This is a genomic window from Falsirhodobacter halotolerans, assembly GCF_022899245.1.
GTDB classification, from domain to species: Bacteria; Pseudomonadota; Alphaproteobacteria; order Rhodobacterales; family Rhodobacteraceae; genus Falsirhodobacter; species Falsirhodobacter halotolerans.
The window spans coordinates 65,739-88,916 of record NZ_JALJAZ010000001.1; the positions used below are offsets into that span (position 1 = coordinate 65,739).

At 65.7% G+C, this 23,178-nt stretch carries 21 protein-coding genes; 9 read left to right on the plus strand and 12 right to left on the minus strand.

All coding sequences use genetic code 11. From position 1 onward, the window contains the following. Positions 1-31 precede the first annotated feature (31 nt). Positions 32-577 (plus strand): helix-turn-helix transcriptional regulator, encoded by a 546-nt coding sequence (locus MU449_RS00315; RefSeq protein ID WP_244735982.1) that lies wholly within the window; start codon positions 32-34, stop codon positions 575-577. 26 nt (positions 578-603) lie between these two features. Here MU449_RS00315 and MU449_RS00320 read toward each other — a convergent pair whose 3' ends face one another. Beyond that, the gene (locus tag MU449_RS00320) at positions 604-1,251 is read right to left on the minus strand and encodes an IclR family transcriptional regulator (RefSeq protein WP_244735983.1); all 648 of its coding nucleotides are present in this window, start codon (positions 1,249-1,251) and stop codon (positions 604-606) included. A gap of 210 nt (positions 1,252-1,461) precedes the next feature. Between MU449_RS00320 and MU449_RS00325 the strand changes: the two genes are divergently transcribed. Both MU449_RS00325 and MU449_RS00330 read left to right on the plus strand, forming a co-directional pair. Beyond that, on the plus strand, positions 1,462-2,646 hold the full coding sequence (locus MU449_RS00325) for a CaiB/BaiF CoA transferase family protein (protein WP_244735984.1): 1,185 nt from the start codon (positions 1,462-1,464) through the stop codon (positions 2,644-2,646). Next, positions 2,643-3,431, plus strand: a complete 789-nt coding sequence (locus MU449_RS00330; RefSeq protein ID WP_244735985.1) for a citryl-CoA lyase — start codon at positions 2,643-2,645, stop codon at positions 3,429-3,431. Before MU449_RS00325 ends, MU449_RS00330 begins: the two co-directional genes overlap by 4 nt. A gap of 7 nt (positions 3,432-3,438) precedes the next feature. On the opposite strand, the gene MU449_RS00335 is transcribed toward MU449_RS00330, so the two are convergent. Genes MU449_RS00335 through MU449_RS00365 form a run of 7 tightly spaced genes read right to left on the minus strand, consistent with a single transcriptional unit; the run spans position 3,439 to position 11,756 of the window. After that, positions 3,439-5,019, minus strand: a complete 1,581-nt coding sequence (locus MU449_RS00335) for an FAD-dependent oxidoreductase (protein ID WP_244735986.1) — start codon at positions 5,017-5,019, stop codon at positions 3,439-3,441. A 9-nt stretch (positions 5,020-5,028) separates the two neighbouring features. Further along, complete coding sequence (gene cyoD / locus MU449_RS00340) at positions 5,029-5,346, minus strand: cytochrome o ubiquinol oxidase subunit IV (RefSeq protein WP_244735987.1); 318 nt, start codon at positions 5,344-5,346, stop codon at positions 5,029-5,031. After that, positions 5,343-5,969, minus strand: coding sequence for a cytochrome c oxidase subunit 3 (locus tag MU449_RS00345; protein WP_244735988.1), 627 nt, complete (start codon positions 5,967-5,969; stop codon positions 5,343-5,345). Before MU449_RS00345 ends, cyoD begins: the two co-directional genes overlap by 4 nt. Next, positions 5,966-8,032, minus strand: coding sequence for a cbb3-type cytochrome c oxidase subunit I (locus tag MU449_RS00350; RefSeq protein WP_244735989.1), 2,067 nt, complete (start codon positions 8,030-8,032; stop codon positions 5,966-5,968). The genes MU449_RS00345 and MU449_RS00350 overlap by 4 nt, the downstream gene beginning before the upstream one ends. Next, positions 8,019-8,936: a cytochrome ubiquinol oxidase subunit II gene (locus MU449_RS00355; protein ID WP_244735990.1), complete on the minus strand. Its 918-nt coding sequence runs from the start codon at positions 8,934-8,936 to the stop codon at positions 8,019-8,021. The genes MU449_RS00350 and MU449_RS00355 overlap by 14 nt, the downstream gene beginning before the upstream one ends. A 31-nt stretch (positions 8,937-8,967) precedes the next feature. Next, positions 8,968-10,752 carry a glycoside hydrolase family 15 protein gene (locus MU449_RS00360; protein WP_244735991.1) on the minus strand — a complete coding sequence of 595 codons (1,785 nt, stop codon included), beginning with the start codon at positions 10,750-10,752 and terminating at the stop codon, positions 8,968-8,970. Next, complete coding sequence (locus MU449_RS00365; RefSeq protein WP_244735992.1) at positions 10,749-11,756, minus strand: SDR family oxidoreductase; 1,008 nt, start codon at positions 11,754-11,756, stop codon at positions 10,749-10,751. Before MU449_RS00365 ends, MU449_RS00360 begins: the two co-directional genes overlap by 4 nt. A 279-nt stretch (positions 11,757-12,035) precedes the next feature. Here MU449_RS00365 and MU449_RS00370 point away from each other — a divergent pair, with 279 nt between their 5' ends. The 6 genes from MU449_RS00370 to MU449_RS00395 all read left to right on the plus strand — a co-directional run bounded on the left by MU449_RS00370 (position 12,036) and on the right by MU449_RS00395 (position 19,289). Continuing rightward, complete coding sequence (locus tag MU449_RS00370; RefSeq protein ID WP_244735993.1) at positions 12,036-12,722, plus strand: GntR family transcriptional regulator; 687 nt, start codon at positions 12,036-12,038, stop codon at positions 12,720-12,722. A 33-nt stretch (positions 12,723-12,755) separates the two neighbouring features. Beyond that, positions 12,756-13,634, plus strand: a complete 879-nt coding sequence (locus tag MU449_RS00375) for an isocitrate lyase/PEP mutase family protein (RefSeq protein ID WP_244735994.1) — start codon at positions 12,756-12,758, stop codon at positions 13,632-13,634. Between the two features lie 173 nt (positions 13,635-13,807). Then, positions 13,808-16,099 (plus strand): FdhF/YdeP family oxidoreductase, encoded by a 2,292-nt coding sequence (locus MU449_RS00380; protein ID WP_244735995.1) that lies wholly within the window; start codon positions 13,808-13,810, stop codon positions 16,097-16,099. Beyond that, entirely contained in the window at positions 16,089-16,415 is a 327-nt protein-coding gene (locus MU449_RS00385) for a hypothetical protein (protein WP_244735996.1), read from the plus strand. The genes MU449_RS00380 and MU449_RS00385 overlap by 11 nt, the downstream gene beginning before the upstream one ends. Before the next feature lie 270 nt (positions 16,416-16,685). After that, a complete protein-coding gene (locus MU449_RS00390; protein WP_244735997.1) occupies positions 16,686-18,338 on the plus strand; it encodes an OFA family MFS transporter in 1,653 nt (550 codons plus the stop codon). A 63-nt stretch (positions 18,339-18,401) separates the two neighbouring features. After that, positions 18,402-19,289: a LysR family transcriptional regulator gene (locus MU449_RS00395; RefSeq protein WP_244735998.1), complete on the plus strand. Its 888-nt coding sequence runs from the start codon at positions 18,402-18,404 to the stop codon at positions 19,287-19,289. A 3-nt stretch (positions 19,290-19,292) separates the two neighbouring features. On the opposite strand, the gene MU449_RS00400 is transcribed toward MU449_RS00395, so the two are convergent. The 4 genes from MU449_RS00400 to cysT all read right to left on the minus strand — a co-directional run bounded on the left by MU449_RS00400 (position 19,293) and on the right by cysT (position 23,177). Further along, positions 19,293-20,636, minus strand: coding sequence for an FAD/NAD(P)-binding protein (locus MU449_RS00400; protein WP_244735999.1), 1,344 nt, complete (start codon positions 20,634-20,636; stop codon positions 19,293-19,295). A 120-nt stretch (positions 20,637-20,756) separates the two neighbouring features. Continuing rightward, positions 20,757-21,476, minus strand: coding sequence for a sulfate/molybdate ABC transporter ATP-binding protein (locus MU449_RS00405; protein ID WP_244736000.1), 720 nt, complete (start codon positions 21,474-21,476; stop codon positions 20,757-20,759). An 11-nt stretch (positions 21,477-21,487) separates the two neighbouring features. After that, the gene (cysW, locus tag MU449_RS00410; protein ID WP_244736001.1) at positions 21,488-22,345 is read right to left on the minus strand and encodes a sulfate ABC transporter permease subunit CysW; all 858 of its coding nucleotides are present in this window, start codon (positions 22,343-22,345) and stop codon (positions 21,488-21,490) included. Continuing rightward, the gene (gene cysT, locus MU449_RS00415) at positions 22,338-23,177 is read right to left on the minus strand and encodes a sulfate ABC transporter permease subunit CysT (RefSeq protein ID WP_244736002.1); all 840 of its coding nucleotides are present in this window, start codon (positions 23,175-23,177) and stop codon (positions 22,338-22,340) included. The genes cysW and cysT overlap by 8 nt, the downstream gene beginning before the upstream one ends. Position 23,178 lies beyond the last annotated feature (1 nt).

Genomic DNA, 23,178 nt, shown 5'->3' on the forward strand with positions numbered 1-23,178 from the left:
TCGACCGGGCGGGTAGTCGTATTTCTACGACATGACGGCAGCGTTCCCTTTCACCCTTTCGGATATGCCCGTGCCGATGGTCTTTGCCACGCACCGGATCATCCGCGACTGCAATGCCGAATTCGCCCGGCTTTTCGGCTATGACCGGGCGGACCTGATCAACGGCAGCCTGGCGCGCCTCTATCCCGCCATCGCCGATTTCGTCCGCACGGGAGAGATGTGGCGCCACAATCTGCCGGGGGGCGCGGTCTATTACGATGAACGGGTGATGGCCGATGCCGGGGGGACGCGGTTCTGGTGCCGCGTCCATGGGCGCACCCGCGATCCGGTCGATCCCTTCGCCTGGGCGCTTTATTGTTTCGAACCGATCAGCCGCCCGGTGTCTCGAAAGACGCTCAGCCTGACCGGACGGCAACGGCAGATCCTGACCCTTGTGGCGCAAGGCAAGACAAGCGCGGTGATCGCGGAGGAAACCGGCCTCTCGCGCCGCACCGTGGAGGCGCATCGCCTGCGCCTGACCCGCGCCGTGGGCGTTGAAAATTCGGCCCAGCTGATCGCGTGGTTCCTGTCCGAATGATCGCCCCCCGTGACGACCGGGGGGGCTTAGTCCGTGAGGCGCAACCGGTCCCGGGCCTCCAGCAAAAGCCGGCCTGCCTGCCCCCGCGCGTCTTCCCCGAACCGGCTCAGGATCCCCGAGACACAAAGCGCGCCCCTCAGGTCCCCGTCCGGTGCGGTGATGCGTACGGCGACCGCCGCCACATCGGGATTTCGTTCGCCAAGGGACACGAACACCGTCGGGGCGTCGTCCCGCGCGCTCAGCGCATGTCCCGCAGCGCCTCGGTCGATGCTCAGACGCGACCCCTCATCCAGATGATGGCGCACGGGGTTCGGAGAGTTCTGACGATAAAGGCATATGCGCTCTTCCTGCTTGCGCACATAGAACGAGGCCGTCTCGCCCGTCAGATCGACCAGCCGGCGCAGTTCGGGCCGGATCTTTTCGCCCAGATCGAAGCGCCGCCGGAACAACGCGCCCAAGCGCCAGACATTCGCGCCGAGCGCGTATCGCCGGTCGGAATCCCGTGTCACGAAACCGAACAGGATCAGGGAATTGAGCAGTCGGGGAAGGGAGCTTTTCGAGATCCCCGTCTCCGCCGCCAATTCAGTAAGGCTGAACGAACTGCGCTCTTCTGAGAAGGCATCAAGGATCGACAACGCCTTCTCGACCGCTTCGACGCGCTGTTCTGAGGACATAGTGGCTGTTCCATTGAGTGAAACCAGGGTTCCGCACTGTGGACACATCCTGCGGGATTGTCCACTGTCGCAGCAGACGGAGGGGAGGTCGTGACAAGGAGGATGCCCCATGAACACATCGCGCGCCACCGGTGATGCCGAATGGACCATCCCGCTGATGGCCGCCAGACCACGCACGCGCGTTTCCGTCATCACCTTCGGGGACATGGCATGACCTCGCAAAGCCGGTCCGTCTCCCCCCTTTCGGGCATCCGGGTTCTGGACATGACGAACGTGCTGGCGGGCCCGTTCGCGTGCCAGCAGCTGGCGCATCTGGGGGCCGAGGTCATCAAGATCGAGATCCCGGGGCGCGGCGACCTTGCCCGTCAGTTGGGCGCATCGCGGGATCTGTCGGCCGACCTGATGGGCGTGTCCTTTCTGGCGCAGAATGCCGGGAAAGGGTCGGTGGAACTCGATCTGAAGACCGACGAGGGCAAGGCCGATTTTCTGGCCCTGGTCGCAACCTCCGATGTCGTGGTGGAGAATTTCCGCCCCGGCGTGATGGATCGGCTGGGACTGGGATGGGAGGTGCTGCGCGCCCGCAAGCCCGATCTCGTCTATTGCGCCATTTCGGGCTTCGGTCAGACGGGTCCATGGGCGAACCGCCCGGCCTATGACCAGATCATCCAGGGGGCCGCCGGGGTCATGGCCGTCACCGGCACGCCCGAGGTGACCCCGCTGCGCGTCGGCTTTCCCGTGGCGGACACGATCGGCGGGCTGACCGCCGCCATGTCGATCTGCGCTGCCCTGGCCGATCGTGGCGAGGCGCGGTTCATCGACGTGTCCATGCTGGAGGCGACGGTGGCGACGATGGGCTGGGCCGTGTCGAACTGGCTGGTGGCGGGGGTGCCGCCGGCGGTGATCGGCAACGAGAACATGACGGCGGCCCCCTCCGGCGCGTTTCAGACGCGCGACGGGCTTTTGAACATCGCCGCCAACGAACATCGCCAGTGGGAGGCGCTGTGCCGCCATATCGGCTGCGACCATCTGCTGACCCATCCCGATTACCGCCAGCGCGAGGATCGCAAGGCCAACCGCGATGCCCTGCGGGGGGAGATCGAGGCGGCGCTGGCCCGCAAATCCGCCCGCGAGTGGGAGGCGGAGCTGAACCCGATCGGCGTGCCGAGCGGCGCGGTCCTGAAGGTCGAGGAGGTTCTGGCCTCCGAACACCTGTCCCAACGCGGGCTCGTCCACGACTTCGGGCCCATGGAGGGGGTCGCGGGGCAACGGCTGTCGCTGGTCGCCTCGCCCGTGACCATCAACGGCCAGCGGCCATGCGTCGCCGCCCCGCCGCCGCGGCTGGGTCAGGACACCGAACGATACCTGCGCGGGCGGGACAAGGAGAAAACACGATGACCGACCCCTCCGTAGAGGACTGGTGGACGACCTCGATCATCCGGATGGAGCCGGGCGTGATCGAGTTCCGCGACCGCCCCATCGAGGATCTGATCGGCACGGTCAGCTTTCCGCAGATGATCTGGCTGATGCTGCGGGGCGATCTGCCGACCCCCGGTCAGGCCAGACTGCTCGAGGCGGCGCTGGTCGCCTCGGTCGATCACGGGCCGCAGGCCCCGTCGATCGCCATTGCGCGCATGGCCGTCACCTGCGGGGTGGGGCTGAACAACGCGATGGCCTCGGCGGTGAACGTGCTGGGGGATGTCCATGGCGGCGCGGGGGAACAATTGGTGGAGCTGTTCGGCCGGATCGACCGGGCGGGCGGACCCGCGGCAGTGCCGGAGGCGCTGAAGGCCCATCGCGCCGAACACGGCAAGTTCGTTCCGGGGTTCGGGCACCGGTTCCACAAGGACGGCGACCCGCGCGCGCCGCGCCTTCTGGGCCTGGTCGACGATCTTGCGGCCCAGGGAGAGATTTCCGGCCGGTTCGCCGCCATCGCCCGGGCCATCGAGGCCGAGCTTGCGCGAGGAAAACCCCGGGGCGTGCCGATGAACATCGACGGCGCCACGGCGGTGATCTTCGCCGAACTGGGATTTGCCGCCCCGCTTGCGCGCGGCATCTTCTGCCTGTCCCGCTCGGTCGGCATTCTGGCCCATGCCTGGGAACAGAGCCAGCAGGGTGGCCGCAACAAGGGGCCGATGCCGCCAAACTATCTTTGGACCTATGGCGGGGCGCCGGGCGCGTGACGGCCCGCTACAGCCGACCCACGATCCTGTCCGCCACACGCAGGGCATTCGCGATGATGGTCAGCGTCGGGTTCACCGCACCGATCGACGGGAAAAAGCTGGCATCGGTGACATAGAGGTTGTCGATCCCATGCGCGCGGCAATCCAGATCGAGGACGTCGCGATCCGGGTCCGGGCCGAAGCGCAGTGTGCCCGCCTGATGCGCCGTGCCACCGATGGGCGTGTTCTTGCCCAGATACAGCGCGCGGTCCATCAGATGCGGGTGGATCGCGCCCTTGTCGCAGATGGTGCGCAGCATTTTGCGCAGGGCGTTGTGCCCGTCCATGTTGGTCGGCGTCAAATCCAGATGGACCTGACCGTTGCGATAGAAGATCCGGTTGTCCGCGATGGGCAGATCTTCCGAGGTCAGCCAGAAGTCGATCGAATGCCCGGCGATCCAGTCGAACGGCTTTTCCGGCAACCATTGCAAAAAGGACGGCAGCCCTTCCGCCTCGATCTGGGTGCCGTCCGATTTGCCGACCATCTGGATATGCCCCAGCGGAAAATCATGGGGGTTCATCGGCGATTTCGGATGGGCGTGATAAAAGTCGTTGAGGCCGAGGGTCTTCTGAAACTCCGTCGGATTGGGATCCTTGGAGATGGCCATCACCGTCGCATTGTTGTGCCGCATGTAGTTGCGCCCGACCTGACCCGACCGGTTGGCCAGACCGTCCGGGTGCCGGTCGCTACCCGAGCGCAAGAACAGGAGGGCCGAGGACAGCGCCCCGCAGGCGACGACCACGATGTCGCCCCGGATCATGTGGGTGCGGCCTTCGATCACCGTTTCCACCCCCGTGACGCTGGTGCCCGCCGCATCGGTCACAAGCCGTTCGACATAGGCGTTTTTCAGCAGCGTCAGATTCGGATGGGCGGCAAGGGCCGGGTCGACGCAGATCACCTGCGAATCCGACTTGCCGTTGGTCAGGCTGGGATAGCCGTCGAACGGGTCGCAACGCAGAAGGGGCGAATGCGGGGTCGCGGCCCCGGTGGCGTCCTGATCCATGAGCCCGCCCACCGGCAGGTGGAAGGGATGCAGCCCCTCGCGCGCCCAGTCGTCGGACAGTTTCTGGATGCGCGGCTCGTGCCGGATCGCGGGATGTTTGTAGGGTCTGTACGTCGGGGGTTCGGTCGGATCCTCGCCACGATGGCCGCGCACTTCGAACAGCTCTTCCGCCGCCTGGTAATAGGGTTCGAACTCGTCGTATTTCACCGCCCATTCCGGCGCGATCCCGTCGGGATGGCGGACCGCGTCGAAGTCTTCGGTGCGCAGACGGAACAGCACCGCGCCATAGACCTTCGAATTGCCGCCGACGAAATAATGCAGGCCCGGCTGGAACGTCTCGCCCTTGGAGGACACCCACGTCTCATCGGTCTGATACCGCCCCTTGGCAAAGACCTCTTCGGTGCTCCAGTTTTCACGTTCGCGCTTGAGATAGTCACCCCGTTCGATCAGCAGCACCCGCTTGCCCGTCTGGGCCAGACGCCACGCCATCGTGCCGCCCCCCGGCCCCGACCCCACGATGACAACGTCGTAACGATCCTCGATCATGGCTGGCTCCTACATCATGCGGTGGTGAAGATTGTCGAGGATCCAGATCGTCCCTCCGGCCATCAGGCCGATGATCAGGGTGGTGAACAGGATCAACTGAAGGTCGTCGCGGGTGGATCGTTTCAGGGTGATGTGCAGGAAGAACCGGAAATGCACCACGACCTGCACAAGGGCCGTCACCGCGATCACCCCATAGGCCGTCATCGTCGGCAATCCCGCCGCCACGACCAGAAACGCCACGGCCGTCAGGATCACCGCCAACACGAAACCCACGAGATAAGAGCGCAGCTCGCGGCGTTTTTCCCGTGCGGTATGCTCGGCGCTCATGCCAGCCCCCCAAGATAGACGACGGAGAAGATGAAGATCCAGACGATGTCCAGAAGGTGCCAGAACAGCGCAAGCCGCATGAGACGCAGCTTGACCGGGGATTGCGGGCCGAAGATCGCCACCTGAAGGATCGACAGGATCAGCCACACGCACCCGGCGGCCACATGCAGCCAATGCGTGCCCAGAAGGGCATGAAGCGCCGAGGTCCAGCCGCTGCGCTGGGCCGAGGCGCCTTCCGAGGCCATCTTGACGAACTCGGACCCGCCCAGCCACAAAAACACCAGCCCAAGGATGAGCGTCGCGACCAGCCACATCTGAAGGCGGGCGGGCGGCTCCTTGTATTTCATGGCAAGGCTCGCCATGCCCATCGTCAGGCTTGAAAAAAGAAGCACCCCCGTTTCCAGCGCCGAGGAGGAAAGCTCCAGCACATCGCGCGGGCCGGGCCCCCCATCGGTCGAACCCATCATCGACGCATAGGTGGCGAAGAGAAGGGCGAACAGGACCAGATCGCTCATCAGGAAGATCCAGAACCCGAACAGCGTTTCCTCCGCCTGTTCATGGGTGTCGGGATCGGTGTGGCCCAGATTGATGCCGGGGTGGCGGTGATGATCGACGGCGGTCATGGGGCGGGGGCCTCCGCGATGCCCTGATTGCGGGGCGTGGTTTCGTGATCGCGGTCGGCGGCGGGCAGGCGGCGCACCTGGGCCAGCCACGCCTCATCCTGGCGGCGCACCTCGGCCGCGGGGATGATCCGCATCGTGTCCAGCACGAAGGACCGGGCAACGACCGCCCCGATCGCCACCAGAACGCCCAGGGCGGCCAGCCACCACATATACCACACAAGGCCGAAGGCCGCCGCCGCCAGGGCCAGACCGAACACGACGCCCGTCATGGAATTCCGCGGCAGTTCGATATCGTGATAGGCGCGGCGCGGGGCATAGGCGGTGCCATCCTCCTTGGCCGCAAGGAAGGTATCGCGCGACGTGGCAACCGGCAGCACGGCAAAATTGTATTCCGGCGCGGGGCAGGGAATGCCCCATTCCAATGTGCGTCCGTCCCAAGGGTCCCCCCCCGGCACGGCCAGCGTGGCGCGGCGGCGGATGGACACCACAAGCTGGATGACAAGGCTGGTCAGGGCGGACAGCAGGAACAGCGCGCCGATGCCCGCGACGATCGTGAAGGGAAGATAATCCGGCTCGAAGAACTCCTGCGTGCGGCGCGGCATTCCCATCAGCCCCAGCGGATACAGCGGAAGGAAGGCCAGACAGAACCCCGTCACCCAGCAGCCGAACGCCACCCGGCCCCACCATTCGTCCAGACGAAAGCCGAACGCCTTGGGAAACCAGTAGGTATAGGCCGCGATCATCCCGTAAAGCAGGCCGGGGATCAGCATGTTGTGGAAATGCGCCACAAGAAAGACGGTGTTGTGCACCTGAAAATCCACGGCGGGGTTGGCCAGCAGGATGCCCGTCAGACCGCCGACCACGAACAGCACCATGAACGCCAGCGCATAGAGCATCGGCACGGTGAAGCGGACGCGCCCCCAGGCCATCGTCAGGATCCAGTCGAAGATCTTCACGCCTGTCGGAATGCCGATCGCCATGGTCGCGATGCCGAACACGGCGTTCAGGTTGGCGCTTTGCCCCATCGTGAAGAAGTGGTGCACCCAGACCGTGAACGACATGACCGCGATGCACATGGTCGCGATGATGAGCGAGTCGTAGCCGTAGAGGATCTTGGCCGAGAAGTTCGAGATCACCTGCGAATAGACGCCGAAGGCGGGCAGGATCAGGATATAGACCTCTGGATGGCCGAACAGCCAGAACAGGTTGGCAAAGTTCATCATGTTGCCACCCCCGTCATTCGTGAAGAAATGCGTGCCGACATACCGGTCCAGGGCCAGCAGGGCCGTCGCCACGGTCAGCGGGGGCATGGCGAAGATCATGAGGACGGAGGTGCACAGCGAGGTCCAGCAGAACAGCGGCATCCGAAACGGGTTCATGCCGCGGCACCGCTTCTTGTAGATCGTCACCGCGATGTTGATCCCCGTCATGGTGGAGGCGAGAGAGCCGAGCGTCACGGCGAAGATCCAGTAATCCGGGCCCACGCCGGGATTGAAGACCGCGTCCGTATAGGGGGGGTAGCCGGTCCACCCGCCGGTCGAAAACTTGCCGAGGACAAGCGAGGCCATCATCAGCCCCGCCCCCCCGGCCGTCAGCCACAACGACATGGAGTTCAGCAGCGGAAACGACACGTCGCGCGCGCCGATCTGCAAGGGCAGGGCGAAGTTGATGATCCCCGTCAGGAACGGCATCGCCATGAAGAAGACCATGATCGAGCCGTGGGTGGAGAACAGCTGCGCGAAATGTTCGGGCGGCAGGAAGCCGGGATTGTCGAAGGCCATCGCCTGCTGGGCGCGCATCAGCGACCCTTCGATGACGGCGCGGGCCAGCATGACCATGGCGATGATCACATACATGATCCCGATCTTCTTGTGATCGAGGCTGGTCAGCCATTCGCGCCACAGCCAGGTCCACCGGCCAAGCCAGGTCAGAAGACCGATCACCACGACGGCCCCGATCACCACGAGCGACGCCGCCCCCGTCGCGATGGCGCTGTAGAACGGAAGCGCGTCAAAGGACAGCCGCCCGAACACGAGCGGCCACCATCCTTCAGTGGTCGGCATGATGATGTTCCCCCGTCGCATGGTCTGAGGCGGTGTTGCCGTGGTCCGCATGCGCACGGTACCGGGAGACGACAGTGCCGAAGAGGTCGGGATCCACTGTCGAGAAGATCAGGCCCTTCTGGGGGTCGAAGTCGAACCGGGACCGCAGATCCGCCAACTTGCCCTTTTGCGACACGAGGGCATAGGCCCCCTGGTCGAGCGAGCGGCCAGCGGTCCGGGCGGCGGCGATCCAGCGGTCGAACTCCGCCTGCGGCAGGGCGAGCGTGTCGAACTTCTGGTCCTGAAAGCCGAAGCCGTTGAATTGCGTGTTCTGCCCCATCAGCACGCCGGGACGGTCGGCCATCAGGTTCAGCTCCGTCACCATGCCGGCCATGGCATAGATCTGGCTGCCAAGAGCCGGGATCATGAAGGATTGCATCACCGTGTCGCTTGTCAGGCGGAAATGCACCGGACGATCGACCGGCACCGCCATGACGCCGACGCTGGCGATGTTCTGTTCGGGATAGATGAACAGCCATTTGTAATCGAGGCCGACGACCTCGACCTCCAGCGGCGGCAGGTCGGACGGGATGGGGGCATAGGGATCGAGGGCGCGGGCCTTGCCCAGAACCAGCGACGCCAGAATGCAGACCAGAATGATCGGAACGCCCCAGACGAGGATTTCCAGCGGCCAGGAGAAACGCCAGTTCGGGCGATAGGTCGCATTTCTCCGTCGACGGAACCGCCAGGCCACGAAGGGCACAAGGAAGATGGCCGGCAGGACCACGATCATCATCCAGCCGGTCACCTGAAACAACAGGTCGCGCTGCGTCGCGGCGACCGGCCCGTGGGGGTCGAGAAAGCTGATGCCCGACCCGCATCCCGCCAGAAGCAGGACCGGGGCCAGCGCCGCAAGACGTCCCATCCACCTTGGCGTGGATGGGGGGGCTGCGACGCTACAGGTCGGCATCGATGTCATGCCCCTCGGCATCGAACCGCCTGAGGGCGAGCACCGCCTGGATCAGGGCCAGATGGCTGAGGGCCTGCGGATGATTGCCCGCCAGCCTGCGCGAGCGGGTGTCGTATTCCTCGGACAGCAGACCGCAGGGCCCCGCGACGCCCATCGCGGTTTCCATCGTCCGCACGGCATCGGCGCGGCGGCCGACCCCCAGCAGACATTCCGCCAGCCAGAACGAACAGGCCAGAAACGCCCCTTCGGGCACCAGCGCGTTCATCTTGTGGCGGTGCACGAAATCCCCGTCGACAAGCTGGGCCTCGATGGCGGCAAGGGTGCCCACCATGCGCGGATCGCTCATCGGCAGAAAGCCGATCCGGGGCAGCAGCAGAAGCGAGGCATCCACCTCCGACCCGCCATAGAAGGAGGTGAAGCTGTTCACCCCGTCATTGAAGCCTTCCTTGCATACGTTCGCGTGGATCCGGTCGCGCAGCGTCTCCAGTTCGGCCCGCCGGTCATCCGGCAGTTCCCCCACGCTCTGGCCCTTGAGGAAGCGATCGATGACCACCCAGGCCATGGCCTTGGAATAGACGTAATGCCGCGGCTCCCCCCGGCTTTCCCACAGGCCCTGATCCGGTTCGGTCCAGACCTTGGTGACATGCTCCAGAACCGCGTGTTCCAGATGCCGCCCCTGGTCGTTCCGCTCCATCCCCGCGCGTTCGGCGATGTGCAGGGTTGAGATCAGCTCCCCCCAGACGTCAAGCTGCAGTTGCCCCGCCGCCGCATTGCCGACGCGCACCGGCCGGGCGAAGCGATATCCCGGCAGCCAGTCCAGCTCGGCCTCGTCCAGACGGCGCGCGCCATCGACGCGATACATGATCTGCATCTTGTCGGGCGCCCCCGCCACCGCGCGCAGGATCCAGTCGCGCCAGTTGCGGGCCTCGTCCACGAACCCGCATTCCAGAAACGCATCAAGCGTGAAGGCGGCGTCGCGCAACCAGCAATAGCGGTAATCCCAGTTCATCTGGCCGCCCGGCTGTTCGGGCAGCGATGTCGTGGGGGCGGCGACAAGGCCGCCGGTGGGGCGGTGGATCAACGCCCGCAAGGTCAGGAGCGACCGGCGCACCGCATCGGGATAGGCAAGCCCCTTGACATCCAGGCGCGAGAGCCAGTCGCGATCCGTGCGTTCCGTCTCCCGAAGGGCCGCCTGTGCATCCACGCCGTCGCCGACCCGTTCATGCGAATGGCCGTATGCCAGAACGAAGGCCAGATGTTCGCCTTCCTTCAAGGTGGCGCGCGACAGGACGGCGTCGTCTTCGATAATCATGGGGGCGTCGGTGTGCAACGCCAGCTTGTCGGGACCGACATGCATGGCCAGACCCTCCCCCTCCGGCGTGATCCAGGGCGGCATGTTGCCGTAATCGAACCGGAAGGAGGCCCGCGACAGGATATCGACGGACCCCTGCGTCACCCGGGCGATGCGGATCAGAAGCGGCTTTCCTTCCCGTTCCGGCATGAAATCCGTGACGACCAGCGTGCCCGAGGCGCAGCGATGTTCGGTTTCAAGGATCATGGTGTCGGGCCGATACCGCTGCTCGGTGGCCGTCACCGCCCCGTCCGGGGCAAGGCTCCAGTATCCGTGGCGCTCATTTCCCAGAAGTGCGGCGCAACAGGCGGGCGAATCAAAGCGCGGCAGACACAGCCAGTCGATCGACCCTTCGTTCGAGATCAGGGCGACGGTTTCCCCGTCGCCGATCATGGCGTAATCTTCCAGCGCGACCGTCACGGCTTGCGTCCCGGGCAACCTTCGCGGCGGGCAAGGTGGTAAAGACCGGCAGCGGCCAGAAGCCCCGCCGCGGACCAGAAGGCCAAGCGGTGACGTTCGGTGAACATCTGGACGCTGCGCGATTTCGACCGTCCGTCAAAGCGCCCATGGGCGTCGTAATCGCCCTTCACCGGCTTGAACAGGTTGACCGGCGCGTCGTCCGGCTTCTCCTCGTCGGTCAGTTGGCCGGAATAGCCGGCTTTGGCAAGATAGCGGTCCAGCAATCCCGGCGCGATCCGGTTGCCCAGGATGGCCTGCACCGTGGGATAGCCGACCCAGACGTTGCGCCGCTTGTTTTCAGCGGCGAAACGGATGGCCCGCGCGGGAACCTCCGGTTCATAGATGGGGGGGACGGGCTGGGCCCGGCGTCCCATCTTGTTCAATGCCCAGTCGAACTGGGGCGTGTTGACCGCCGGCAGGTCCACCATCGTCACCCGCACGTTCAGCTTGTCATGGATGATCTCGGACCGGAGGGAATCGGTGAAGCCGCGAATGGCGGCCTTGGCCCCGCAATAGACCGACTGGAGCGGAACGGAGCGATAGGCCAGCGCCGAACCGACATTGACGATGACGCCCCGATCCCGTTTGCGCATCCGTTTCAGGGCGGACATCATGCCATGCACCTGCCCCAGATAGGTCACCTGGGTGCCGCGCTCCACCTCCTCCGGGGTCAGTTTGGCGACGGGAGAGAAGATGGTCGCCATGGCCACGTTGACCCAGACGTCGATGGGCCCAAGCTCGCGCTCGGCCTTGTCGGCGGCGGCCTCCACGGCGGCGGCATCCGCCACGTCCGTGGGAATGGCCAACGCCCTGACCCCTTGCCGACGAGCATAGATCGCGGCCTTTTCCAGCCGATCGGGGTCGCGTGACAAAAGGACCACGTCATATCCTGCCCGGGCGAATTCATCGGCGGTCGCACGCCCCACCCCAGCACCGGCCCCGGTCACGACGACGATCTTGTTCACGCCTGAATTCTTTTTCACAAGTTCATTCCGCCCATCCTGTTCGATGGATCAGCTAGCGGCCCCTGGGATCACGGCAATGCCGCGGTTCGAAATTGGGCCGAATTGCCTGCCAAGGCGGGCACCAAGCTGGGTCAGGCGGGCGGCGAGGACGTGATCCCGGCTCAAGCTGTTCCTGCTTGAACATTTCGGCAATATTGTAGCACAATATTAGACAGATGTTTGAATCTCAGAATATATTATGACGGAATTTTGGTGAAACGTGTGCGGAAGGAAGTTGCGTTGTCAACAATATCGCGCGATCAAGCCGCCCTGACGCCCGACAGATTGGCCGATGAATTGCGGGCCGAGATCCTTGACGGGCGCCTTCCCCCCGGGGCGCGCTTGGGCGAGATGGCGCTGGCCGCGCGTTTTGCCGTCAGTCGCGGGCCGATCCGCACGGCCCTGCTCAAGCTTTGCGACGCGGGGATCGTGACGATCGTGCCCAACAGCGGCGCGCGGGTTCGCATCATCACCCGCGAGGATGCCCGCGCCCTTTACCAGATGCGCGCCGCGCTGGAGACGGAGGCCGCGATGCTGGCCGCATCCCGGGCCGATGCGGGCACCGCCGCGCGCTTTCGCGCCTTGCTGGACCAGCACGGGGCGGACATCGCGGCGCATCCCGACGGCGCGTATCTGCAAACCTCGGCGGATCGCGATTTCCATGTGGTGATCGCGCAGATGGCCGGGAATCCCCTGATCCTGCGGGGCCTGAGCCACGAGCTTTATCCGCAGCTGTCCCTGTTGCGGATGGGGCATCGCAAGGTGACGGGGCGGGGGCTGCAGGCCTTGCACGAACATGACCGCATCGCCGCCGCCATCGCGGACGGCGATGCGGAGGTCGCGGGCCTTTTGATGCGCCGCCATATCCGCAACAGCTGGAACGCGCTGGCGGCCCAGTTGCCCGCCCCCGAAGATGCCGCCGATTGATCCGAACACCCCCAACAGGAAAGCCGTCACCCCATGCTGAACCATGTCATCAACCGCACCTTCAAGGCGCGTCTGCACACTGGCGCGCCCATCCTGATGCCGGGGGCCGCCAACGCGCTGGCCGCCCGCATCATCGAGGATCAGGGGTTCGAGGCGGTCTATCTGTCGGGCGCGGGGCTGACGAACACCTATCTGGGGATGCCGGATCTGGCCTTCATCGGTTTGCAGGAGATCGCGCAGCACACGGCCACCATCCGCGACGCGACCGAATTGCCGATCGTGGTCGATGCCGATAACGGCTTTGGCAACGCGCTGAACGTCCATCACACCATCCGCACGCTGGAACGCGCGGGGGCCAGCGCCATCCAGTTGGAGGATCAGAAAACCCCCAAGCGCTGCGGGCATTTTGCGGGCAAGGAGGTCGTTCCGCTGGCCGAAGCCCGCTCGCGCATCAAGGCGGCGGTGGACGCGCGGCAGGATGAGAACACGCTGATCATCGCCCGCACCGACGCCCGCGCCACCGATGGATACCAGGAAGCGCTGGACCGCGCGGCGGCCTTCATCGAGGACGGGGCCGACATCACCTTCGTCGAGGCGCCCCAGACGGTGGAGGAGTTGCGCGGCATCCCCGCCGCCCTTGGCGGCACGCCGCAGCTCGTCAATCTGGTCGTGGGCGGCAAAACCCCGATTCTGGGCATGGACGATCTGGGCGCGATGGGCTTTTCGCTGATCCTATATGCCAATGTCGCGTTGCAGGCGGCGGTGCATGGGATGCAGGTCGCGCTCAGCCAGTTGCAGGCGGATGGGCGGATGGACGAGGGCGGCCCCGTCGCCAGCTTCATGGAGCGTCAGCGCATGGTCCGCAAAGACCACTTCGACGCGTTGGACCGCAAATACGCCTATAAGGAATAAGGGGACGCCCTCTGAACGATAGACGCGGCCAATCGTGCCATAGGAAATAGATATTAGATTTTCCGCCCGTTTGACCCTATTCCAAGCCGATTCCGTCGCCCTGCGCGGTGCGGATGCGGTTCGGCCACGAAACTCCCGTGCGCGCCGCGCAAAGGATTGGGGAAAGGCGCGTCATGGCCAACGACATGTTCATCGGAAAGAAATCCAAGGCCGCCGGCGGGTGGGGTGCCCTGAAAAGCTGCGGCAAGCAGCTTCTGGAAACGCGCAAGCCGCTGGCCGGTGCGATGACCATGCTCAAGGCCAACCAGCCCGACGGATTCGACTGCCCCGGATGCGCTTGGGGGGATCCCAATCACGGCTCCTCGTTCGAATTCTGCGAAAACGGCGTGAAGGCCGTCGCGTGGGAGGCGACGAAGCTGCGCGTCCCGCCGGAGTTCTTTGCCAAGAACAGCGTCAGCCAGTTGCGCACATGGAGCGATTATGACCTTGAGCATCAGGGCCGTCTGACGAACCCCATGCGCTACAACGCCGCCACCGACCATTACGAGCCGGTGACATGGCAGGCGGCCTTCGACGAAATCGGCGCAACCCTGCGCGGTCTGGACCCCGATCAGGTCGAATTCTACACCTCGGGCCGGGCGTCGAACGAGGCGGCGTTCCTGTATCAGACCTTCGTGCGGCTTTATGGCACGAACAACTTCCCCGACTGCTCCAACATGTGCCACGAGGCGTCGGGCGTGGCGTTGACCGATGCGATCGGCATCGGCAAGGGCACCGTTCTGCTGGAGGATTTCGAGAAGGCGGACGCCATTTTCGTCTTCGGTCAGAACCCCGGCACCAACCATCCGCGCATGTTGGCCGATCTGCGCAAGGCGACCGAACGCGGCGCGCAGGTGGTGGTGTTCAACACCCTCAAGGAAAAGGGTCTGGTGCGGTTTGCCGACCCGCAGAAAAAGCTCGAGATGCTGGTGGGCGGGTCGGAGCCGACCTCCACCATGTATTTCCAGCCGCGTCTGGGCGGCGACATGGCCGCCGCGCGCGGCATGGCCAAGATCGTCTTCGCCGCCGATGAGGCCGCCCGTGCCGCGGGCCGCGCGCCCATCATCGACGACGCCTTCCTGACCGAACACACGGACGGTCTGGACGACTGGCGCGCCCTGGTCGAGGCGACGCCCTGGACCGTGATCGAGGAGCAGTCGGGCCTGACCCAGGCCGATCTGACCCGCGCGGCGGAGGTCTACATGACCTCCAACGCGACCATCGCCACCTGGGCCATGGGCATCACCCAGCACCGCCATTCCGTCCAGACCATCCGCGAGATTTCGAACTTCATGTTCCTGCGCGGCAATATCGGGCGCGAGGGCGCGGGTCTGTGCCCGGTGCGCGGCCATTCCAACGTGCAGGGCGACCGCACGGTGGGCATAAACGAAAAGGCGCCGAAGGCCCTTCTGGATGCGATGGAGCGGGAGTTGGGCGTGCCCATGCCCCGCACCCCCGGCCACAACGTGCTGGAGGCGATCGGCGCGATGCTGGCGGGCACGGCGAAGGTGTTCGTGGGTCTGGGCGGCAACTTCGCCCGCGCCACGCCCGACAGCGCGCTGATCGCGCAGGCGATGGACAAGTTGGACATGACCGTCCATGTGGCGACCAAGCTGAACCACTGCCATCTGTTGCCGGGCAAGGTGGGCTTCGTGTTCCCCTGCCTTGGCCGGACCGAGATCGACCGCAATTCTCTTGGCGTTCGCCAGATCGTCACGGTGGAGGATTCGATGTCCATGGTGCACGGATCGGGCGGGATCAACCTGCCCGCCTCGGCCGAGTTGAAGTCCGAGGTGGCGATCGTCGCGGGCCTGGCCAAGGCCACGGTCGGGTCGGCGGTGGTCGATTGGGACGCGATGGCCGATGACAACGACAAGATTCGCGAGCTAATGTCGCGCGTTCTGCCCGGCTTTCACGACTACAACACCCGCGTTCGCGTCCCGCGCGGCTTCTGGCTGCGCAATCCGGCTTCCGAGCGGGAGTTCCGCACCCCCACCGCCAAGGCCAATTTCGGCACGTTCGACCTGCCGGGCCAAACCGAATGGCAGATGCGCGCCGACACGGCGGACACCTTCGTGCTGCAGACCATGCGGTCGCACGATCAATACAACACCACCGTCTATGCGATGAACGACCGGTATCGCGGCGTCTATGGCGAGCGGGAGGTCGTGTTCATCAACCCCGCCGACATGGAGGGGCTGGCGGTCGCGTCCGGGGATCGCGTGACGATAGTCACCCAATCGACCGACGGGATCGAGCGGCGGATCGCGGGCTTCCGTGTCGTGCCTTATGACATCCCGCGCGGCTGCCTCGCGGGGTATTACCCCGAGTTGAACGCGCTGGTCCCCTACAATTCCTTCGGGGATCGCAGCTTCACCCCCACGTCGAAGTCGGTGCTGGTCAAAGTCACCCGCGATGCGGCCTGACCGCGCCGACAAGGAGGATCTGGCCGAAGACTGGACCCGTGTGGTCGCGTGGTTGCAGCGTGATCCCCGGTTCCGGGACAACGCGCTGGCGGCGGGCCTGTTCGCCGCGCTGGCGCTGGAAATTTCCGCCGACAGCCGGGGATTTTCGAACGATTTCGGCCTCTCGCACGCGCTGGTGCTGCGCGAGGTCGTGGTTCTGGACGACGAACTGGGTCTGATCGCGGTGACGCGTGAGGATCCGCGCACGCAACGCCGGTTTCTGGGGCTGACCCCCGCCGGCCAGACATTGGCCGCGACGGCACGGGCCGAGGCCTGATCGCCCGCCCGCCGCCGCGATCCCGACCTGCCGGAAACGGCGGGGCGTCTGGCATGGATCATTGCCATTTAGTTAATTAAAAACAATGGGTTGATAGGCGCGGGCCATCAAACAAAACTTGCGTGATCGGCGGCATTGTGCCACATGGACCGAATGTCCTAGTGCCATGGCAGGTCCTTCGTGCAGTGCGCGTGTCCCGGCCCGGTCCCGACCCAGACGGCGCAAAGCCGGTGGCAAGGTGGGGCAAAGAGATTACTGGAGGGATACCACATGTCATCTGTCGCGACCGGGGGTCACACCTCGCCCGGCCTTCTTGATCGGGAACGCACGATCGCCAAACCCGGCTTCAACCGCTGGCTGGTGCCACCGGCGGCGCTGGCCATTCACCTGTGCATCGGCATGGCCTATGGCTTCTCGGTCTTCTGGCTGCCGCTGACGGGGGCGCTGCAGAACACGCCCGCCACCTGTGCGGACATGTCGCTTGCGACCGCGCTGTTCACGACCGAATGCAACTGGCGCATCGCCGATCTTGGCTGGATCTACACGCTGTTCTTCGTGCTTCTGGGCTGTTCGGCGGCCATCTGGGGCGGCTGGCTGGAACGCGTGGGGCCGCGCAAGGCGGGCTTCGTCGCCGCGCTGTGCTGGTGCTCGGGCATCGCGATCGCCGCGATCGGCGTCAAGACGCACCAGCTGTGGCTGATGTGGCTGGGTGCGGGTGTCATCGGCGGCATCGGTCTGGGCCTTGGCTACATCTCGCCCGTGTCCACCCTGATCAAATGGTTCCCGGACCGTCGCGGCATGGCGACCGGCATGGCGATCATGGGTTTTGGCGGCGGCGCGATGGTCGGCTCGCCCCTGGCGTCGCAACTGATGGCCTATTTCTCGACCCCGGTCGATCCGGGCGTCTGGCAGACGTTCCTGTGCATGGCCGCCATCTATGCCGTGTTCATGATGTCGGGTGCCTTCGGCTACCGTGTGCCGCCCGCAGGCTGGCGCCCCGAGGGCTGGACCCCGCCCGCCGCCACTGGCAACACGATGATCACCCAAGGGCACGTGCATCTGAAGAACGCGCACAAGACCCCGCAATTCTGGCTGCTGTGGCTCGTGCTGTGCATGAACGTCTCGGCCGGGATCGGCATTCTGGGCGCGGCCTCGCCCCTGCTGCAGGAAATCTTCGCCGGCAACCTGATCGGCCTGCCGGGCGTGCCCTTCGCCGAGTTGGACGCCCAGCAAAAGCTGCAGATCGCGGGCATCGCCGCCGGCTTCACCAGCCTTCTGTCGCTGTTCAACATCGTCGGCCGGTTCTTCTGGGCCTCGGCCTCGGACAAGTTCGGGCGCAAGAACACCTATTTCATCTTCTTCATCCTCGGCATCGCGCTCTATGCCTCCGCACCGACTTTTGCGAACTGGGGCAACCAGCTGCTGTTCGTGGGCGCGTTCTGCATCATCCTGTCGATGTATGGCGGCGGCTTTGCCACCATTCCGGCCTATCTGGCCGACATCTTCGGCACCCAGTTCGTGGGCGCGATCCATGGCCGTCTGCTGACCGCCTGGGCCACCGCCGGCATCTTGGGCCCGGTCGTCGTGAACTACATCCGTCAATACCAGATCTCGCAGGGGTTTACGGGGGCGGACGCCTATACGATGACCATCTATGTCCTGTGCGGCCTTCTGGTCGTGGGCCTGATCGCCAACGCGCTGGTCCGTCCGGTCGATCCGAAATGGCTGATGTCGCAGGAAGAAGTGGCGGCCCTGCAGGCGCAATCCGCCGGGGCGGCGGCCAAGGTGGAATACGGCTCCTATGGCATCGACAAGGGCCGGTTCGACCTGCCCGCCCTGATCGCCTGGACCGTGATCGCGATCCCGGTCGCCTATGGCTGCTGGTTCACGCTGGTCAAGACGGCGGCCCTGTTTGCCAACTGATCGGGTTTCGTGACACAACGGATGCGGCCCCCTCGGGGCCGCATTCTGCATTTCGGGGGGACGATGATCGACAAGCTTGAGATGTTCATCCTTCTGGCCTCCGAACGCCATTTCGGGCGCGCGTCGGAAAAGATCGGCATCACCCAGCCGTCCTTTTCGGCCGCGATCCGGCAGTTGGAGGAGAAGCTGGGCGTGCAGCTTGTCCGCCGGGGGTCGCGGTTCCAGGGGCTGACGCCCGAGGGGGACCGCCTTCTGGTCTGGGCGCAGCGGATCGTGGGCGATGCCCGCGCCATGCGGGCCGAGTTTCAGGCCCTGCGCCATGGCGTGACGGGGCAGCTTCGGCTGGGCGTGATCCCGACCGCGGTTTCCCATCTCAGCCGTCTGACCGTTCCGATGCTGGACGATCACCCCAATCTTGATCTGACGGTGGAGGTGGGGTCGGCCACCGACATCGTGCAGCAGATCGACATGCTGACGCTGGATGCGGGCGTGATCTATGCCACGCCGCTGTCCGACAAGTTCGTTCAGCTTCCGCTGTATCGCGAACGGCTGGAACTGCTGGTGCACCGCGACGATCCGCTGGCCCGCGCGCCTTCGGTCGATTGGCCCGACCTGCGCGAGGTGCCGCTGTGCCTTTTGTCGTCCAACATGCGCAACCGGGAAATCGTGATGTCCCACCTTTTGCGGGCGGGACGGACGCGCGCGCCTCGGGTCGAATCGAATTCGATGCTGGGGATCATTTCCCATGTGGAACAGGGGCAATGGGCCTCGGTCATTCCCGACGGGTTGCTGGATCTTGTGCGCCATATCCCGCATCTGGTGACGCGCCCGCTTTCGGGCGCGGGGGACGAGGTGGCGCTGGCCTATCTTGCACGCGAACCCCGCCCGCAGAAGCTGGAGGCGCTGCTGTCCTCGGTCCGCCGCCGCACCGCGCGCCGCCCGACGGGCTGAGCGTCAGGCGGACACCGGCTGGGCCAGCCCCGCCGCCTGCATCCGGATGTCCGGCACCGCCACCGTTTCCCAGAACGCGCCGATCGTCGCCGGTCCGATCACCCGCACACGGGGCGAGGTCGCGCCGTCCGCCGACATCAGTTCGGACGCGGCAGAGACCTTCAGCCCAAGGCCGCGCAAATCCTGCACCGCCCGCCCCGAGGCCAGAAGCTGCGCCAGAAACGCGTTGCGGCTGCCGTCGAACCCCGCGCTGCCCCGGCAATCGATCACATGGGCGGGGCGGAAGGTCAGCGTCTCGGACCGTCCGCGCAGGCGATAGGTCAGGACGGGGTGGCCGTTCTGGTCCTGCACCCGAACCCGGGCGGCCTGCACGATCAGCTGCCCCCGCGCGATGGCCGCCTGAATCCGTCCGTCGATCTCGGGGGCCATGCGGTGGCGGTGCACGTCCCACCACGGGCGGGCATGGCGCAGGAACCGTTCCTTGTCCGGCGCGGACAGGCTTTGCCAGATGTCCTGGGTCATGGGCCGGATGCCGTCCACCACGCCGCGCCAGTCGCCCGTGGCCCGCGCATTGGCGCGAAGGACGCGGATCAGGCCGCGCAGGGTGATCCGGTCGGGCAGGGGCGTGGCGACGGGCGGCGGCGCGTGCACCCGCCGCCCGCGCGGCAGAAGACCGCGCCGCGAAAACGCCGCGATCCGCCCGCGATGCCCCGCATCCAGAAGCGAGATGACGCTGTCCACCATCGACAGGCCGGTGCCCAGAATGGCGACCGGCGCGTCGGGCGGCACGTTCAGCGTCCCGAAGGAATCCCAGAACGTGGTCATCCACGGCTCGGTCGCGGGGGGCGGGGCCTGGTTGCCGATGGCCAGGATCGCCTCATCCCCGTGGTGGCGGACCCCGCCTTCCGTGGTCAGCCAGACACCCTCGGCGCTGTCCTCCATGCAGGTGACGGCGGCGGTGACGTGGTGCAGGCGCCCCGTTCCCGCGAAGGGGGCGATCAGGCCGCGCAGGTAATCGGCATAGATCATGCGCGGGGCAAAGGACCGGTCCGTCCATCCCCCCTCCGGGTGCGCGGCGTGCAGCCATTCGGTGAAATGCGCGGGCCGATCCGCAAACGCGCTCATCCCCCCCGCGGGGACGTTCAGAAGATGGCCGGGATGGCGGGTGCCATAGGCGATGCCTTCGGCCAGACGGGGGTTGGGGTCGAAGATCGTCACCCGCGCACGATCGTCCGCGCGCAGGATATGCGCCGCCGCCAGAACCCCGCTGGCCCCACCGCCGATGATCAACGCGTGGCGATCGGCGGGGCAGGGGGCGGGGTCCGGGGCAGGGGGAGGCAGGGGCATGTCGTGACACTCGTTCGGGAAAGTCGCGGGAAAATCGTCGCCAAATCGGCGGGGGAGTTCAACAGCGTTCTTCACCGCGCGGCAAATCCGGGCGAACCTTCTTCCTGTCCCCAGCATCGGTCACGCGCGAAGAAAGTCGCGCACGAAGTCGGTGGCGGGGCGGGCGCGGATGTCCATGGGGCGGCCGATCTGTTCGATCCGGCCCATGGACATGACGACGACCAGATCGGCCAGATCCATCGCTTCGTCCTGATCATGGGTGACGAAGACGGTGGTCAGACCCGTGGTGTCGTGAATTTCGCGCAGACCGCTGCGCAATTCGCGCCGCACCCGCGCGTCCAGCGCGCCGAAGGGTTCGTCCAAGAGCAGCATCCGCGGCTCGATCGCCAGGGCGCGGGCCAGGGCGACCCGCTGGCGCTGCCCCCCCGACAGTTGCGAGGGAAAGCGGTTGGCGATGTGGGGCAGTTGGATCAGGTCCAGAAGTTTCGTCACCCGCCGCGTGATCTCGGCCGCGGGCGGGCGGCTGGCACGGGGCCGCGCGCGCAGGCCATAGGCGATGTTTTCGAACACCGTCATATGGCGGAACAGGGCGTAGGATTGGAACACGAAGCCCGCGCGCCGGTCCTGCACCGTCAGCCCCGCTGCATCCTTGCCGTCGAACAGGATTCGGCCCGAGCTGGGAAATTCCAGCCCCCCCAGAATGCGCAAAAGCGTGGTCTTGCCCGATCCCGACGGCCCCAAAAGCGCCACCAGCGCGCCCGAGGGCAGCGACAGGCGGACGGGATGCAGGGCGGTGGTGTCGTGGAAGGTCTTGGCGATCTCGTCGATTTCGATATGCATGATGATCTCCGTCAGTGGGAGCGGCTGGCCGACAACGCATCCGCGTGCCGCCATTCCAGAATGGTTTTCAGCGCCAGCGTCAGCAGGGCCAGCAAGGTCAGCACGGCGGCAAGGGAGAAGGCGGCGATCGAGAAGTATTCGTTATACATCATCTCGATCGTGATCGGCATGGTCGCGGTCTCCCCCCGGATCCGGCCGGACACGACGGCGACGGCCCCGAATTCCCCCATCGCCCGCGCGTTGCACAACAAGACGCCATAGAGCAGCGCCCAGCGGATGTTGGGCAGCGTGACCGTGCGGAACACCCGCCAGCCCGACGCGCCAAGGGTCAGCGCGGCCTCTTCCTCGGCCCGGCCCTGTTCGATCATCACGGGGATCAGTTCGCGCGCGATGAACGGAAAGGAGATGAAGACGGTGGCCAGAACCACGCCCGGAAGCGCGAAGATGATCGGAAACCCGCTGGCGACCAGAATCCCCCCCAAGGTGCTGTTCGTGCCCAGAAGCAGCACAAGGCACAGCCCCGCCACCACGGGGGACACCGAGAAGGGCAGGTCGATCAGCGTGATCAGAAAGGCCTTGCCCCGGAAATCGAACTTGGTGATCGCCCAGGCCGCCGCGATGCCGAACACCGCGTTGAACGGCACGGCGATGGCCGCCACCGTCAGTGTAAGGCGAATGGCATCCCGCGCGTCGCGCGACCCGAGCGAGCGGACGGCCTCGCCAAGGCCCCGGTTCAGCGCCTCGGCGAACACGATGAACAGGGGGGCGAACAGAAGGATCGCCAGCAGCAACATGACGCCCCCGATCAGCAGACGTCGCACCAGCGGCGTTTCCTGCGTGGGGTTTTGGGCGTGAACGGTGTTAGACATACCCGATCCTCCGGCGGCTCCAGACCTGGATGATGTTGATGATCAGCAGCATCGCGAACGAGATCAGCAGCATGGCGATCCCGATGGCGGCGGCGGCGTTGTAGTTGAATTCCTCCAACCGGATGACGATCAGCAGGGGCGCGATCTCGGTCCGGCCCGGAATATTGCCCGCGATGAAGATGACCGAACCGTATTCCCCGACCGACCGCGCAAGCGACAGGGCAAAGCCCGTCAGGGCGGCGGGCATCAGCATCGGCAGGATCACGCGGCGCAGCGTATAGCCGCGCGTGGCGCCAAGCGTGGCCGAGGCTTCCTCCACCTCCTTCTCGATCTCGGCAATCACCGGCTGGACGGTGCGGGTCACAAAAGGCAGGCCCACGAAGACCAGCGCGATGAAAATGCCGATCTGGGTATAGGCGATGCGCAGGCCCATATCCGACAGCACCGACCCGAACAGCCCGTTCGGGGCGTAAAGCGCGGTCAGGGCGATGCCCGCCACAGCGGTCGGCAGGGCGAAGGGCAGGTCCACCGCCGCATCGACCAACCGGCGGCCCGGAAATTCATACCGCACCAGAACCCAAGCCAGCACCACGCCGAACACCAGATTGAACAGGGCCGCCAGCAACGAGATCCTGAAGGACAGGAACAGCGCGGCGCGCACGCGTTCGGTGCTGATCGTGGCCCATATCTCGGCCGGGCCCCAGGCAAGGCCCGGGACCAGAAGCGCGCCGATCGGCAAAAGGACGACGATCGACAGAAGCGTCAGGGTGATCCCCATCGACAGGCCGAAGCCCGGCATGGCGGATCGGCGGGTGCCAAGCCACGTTCCCATC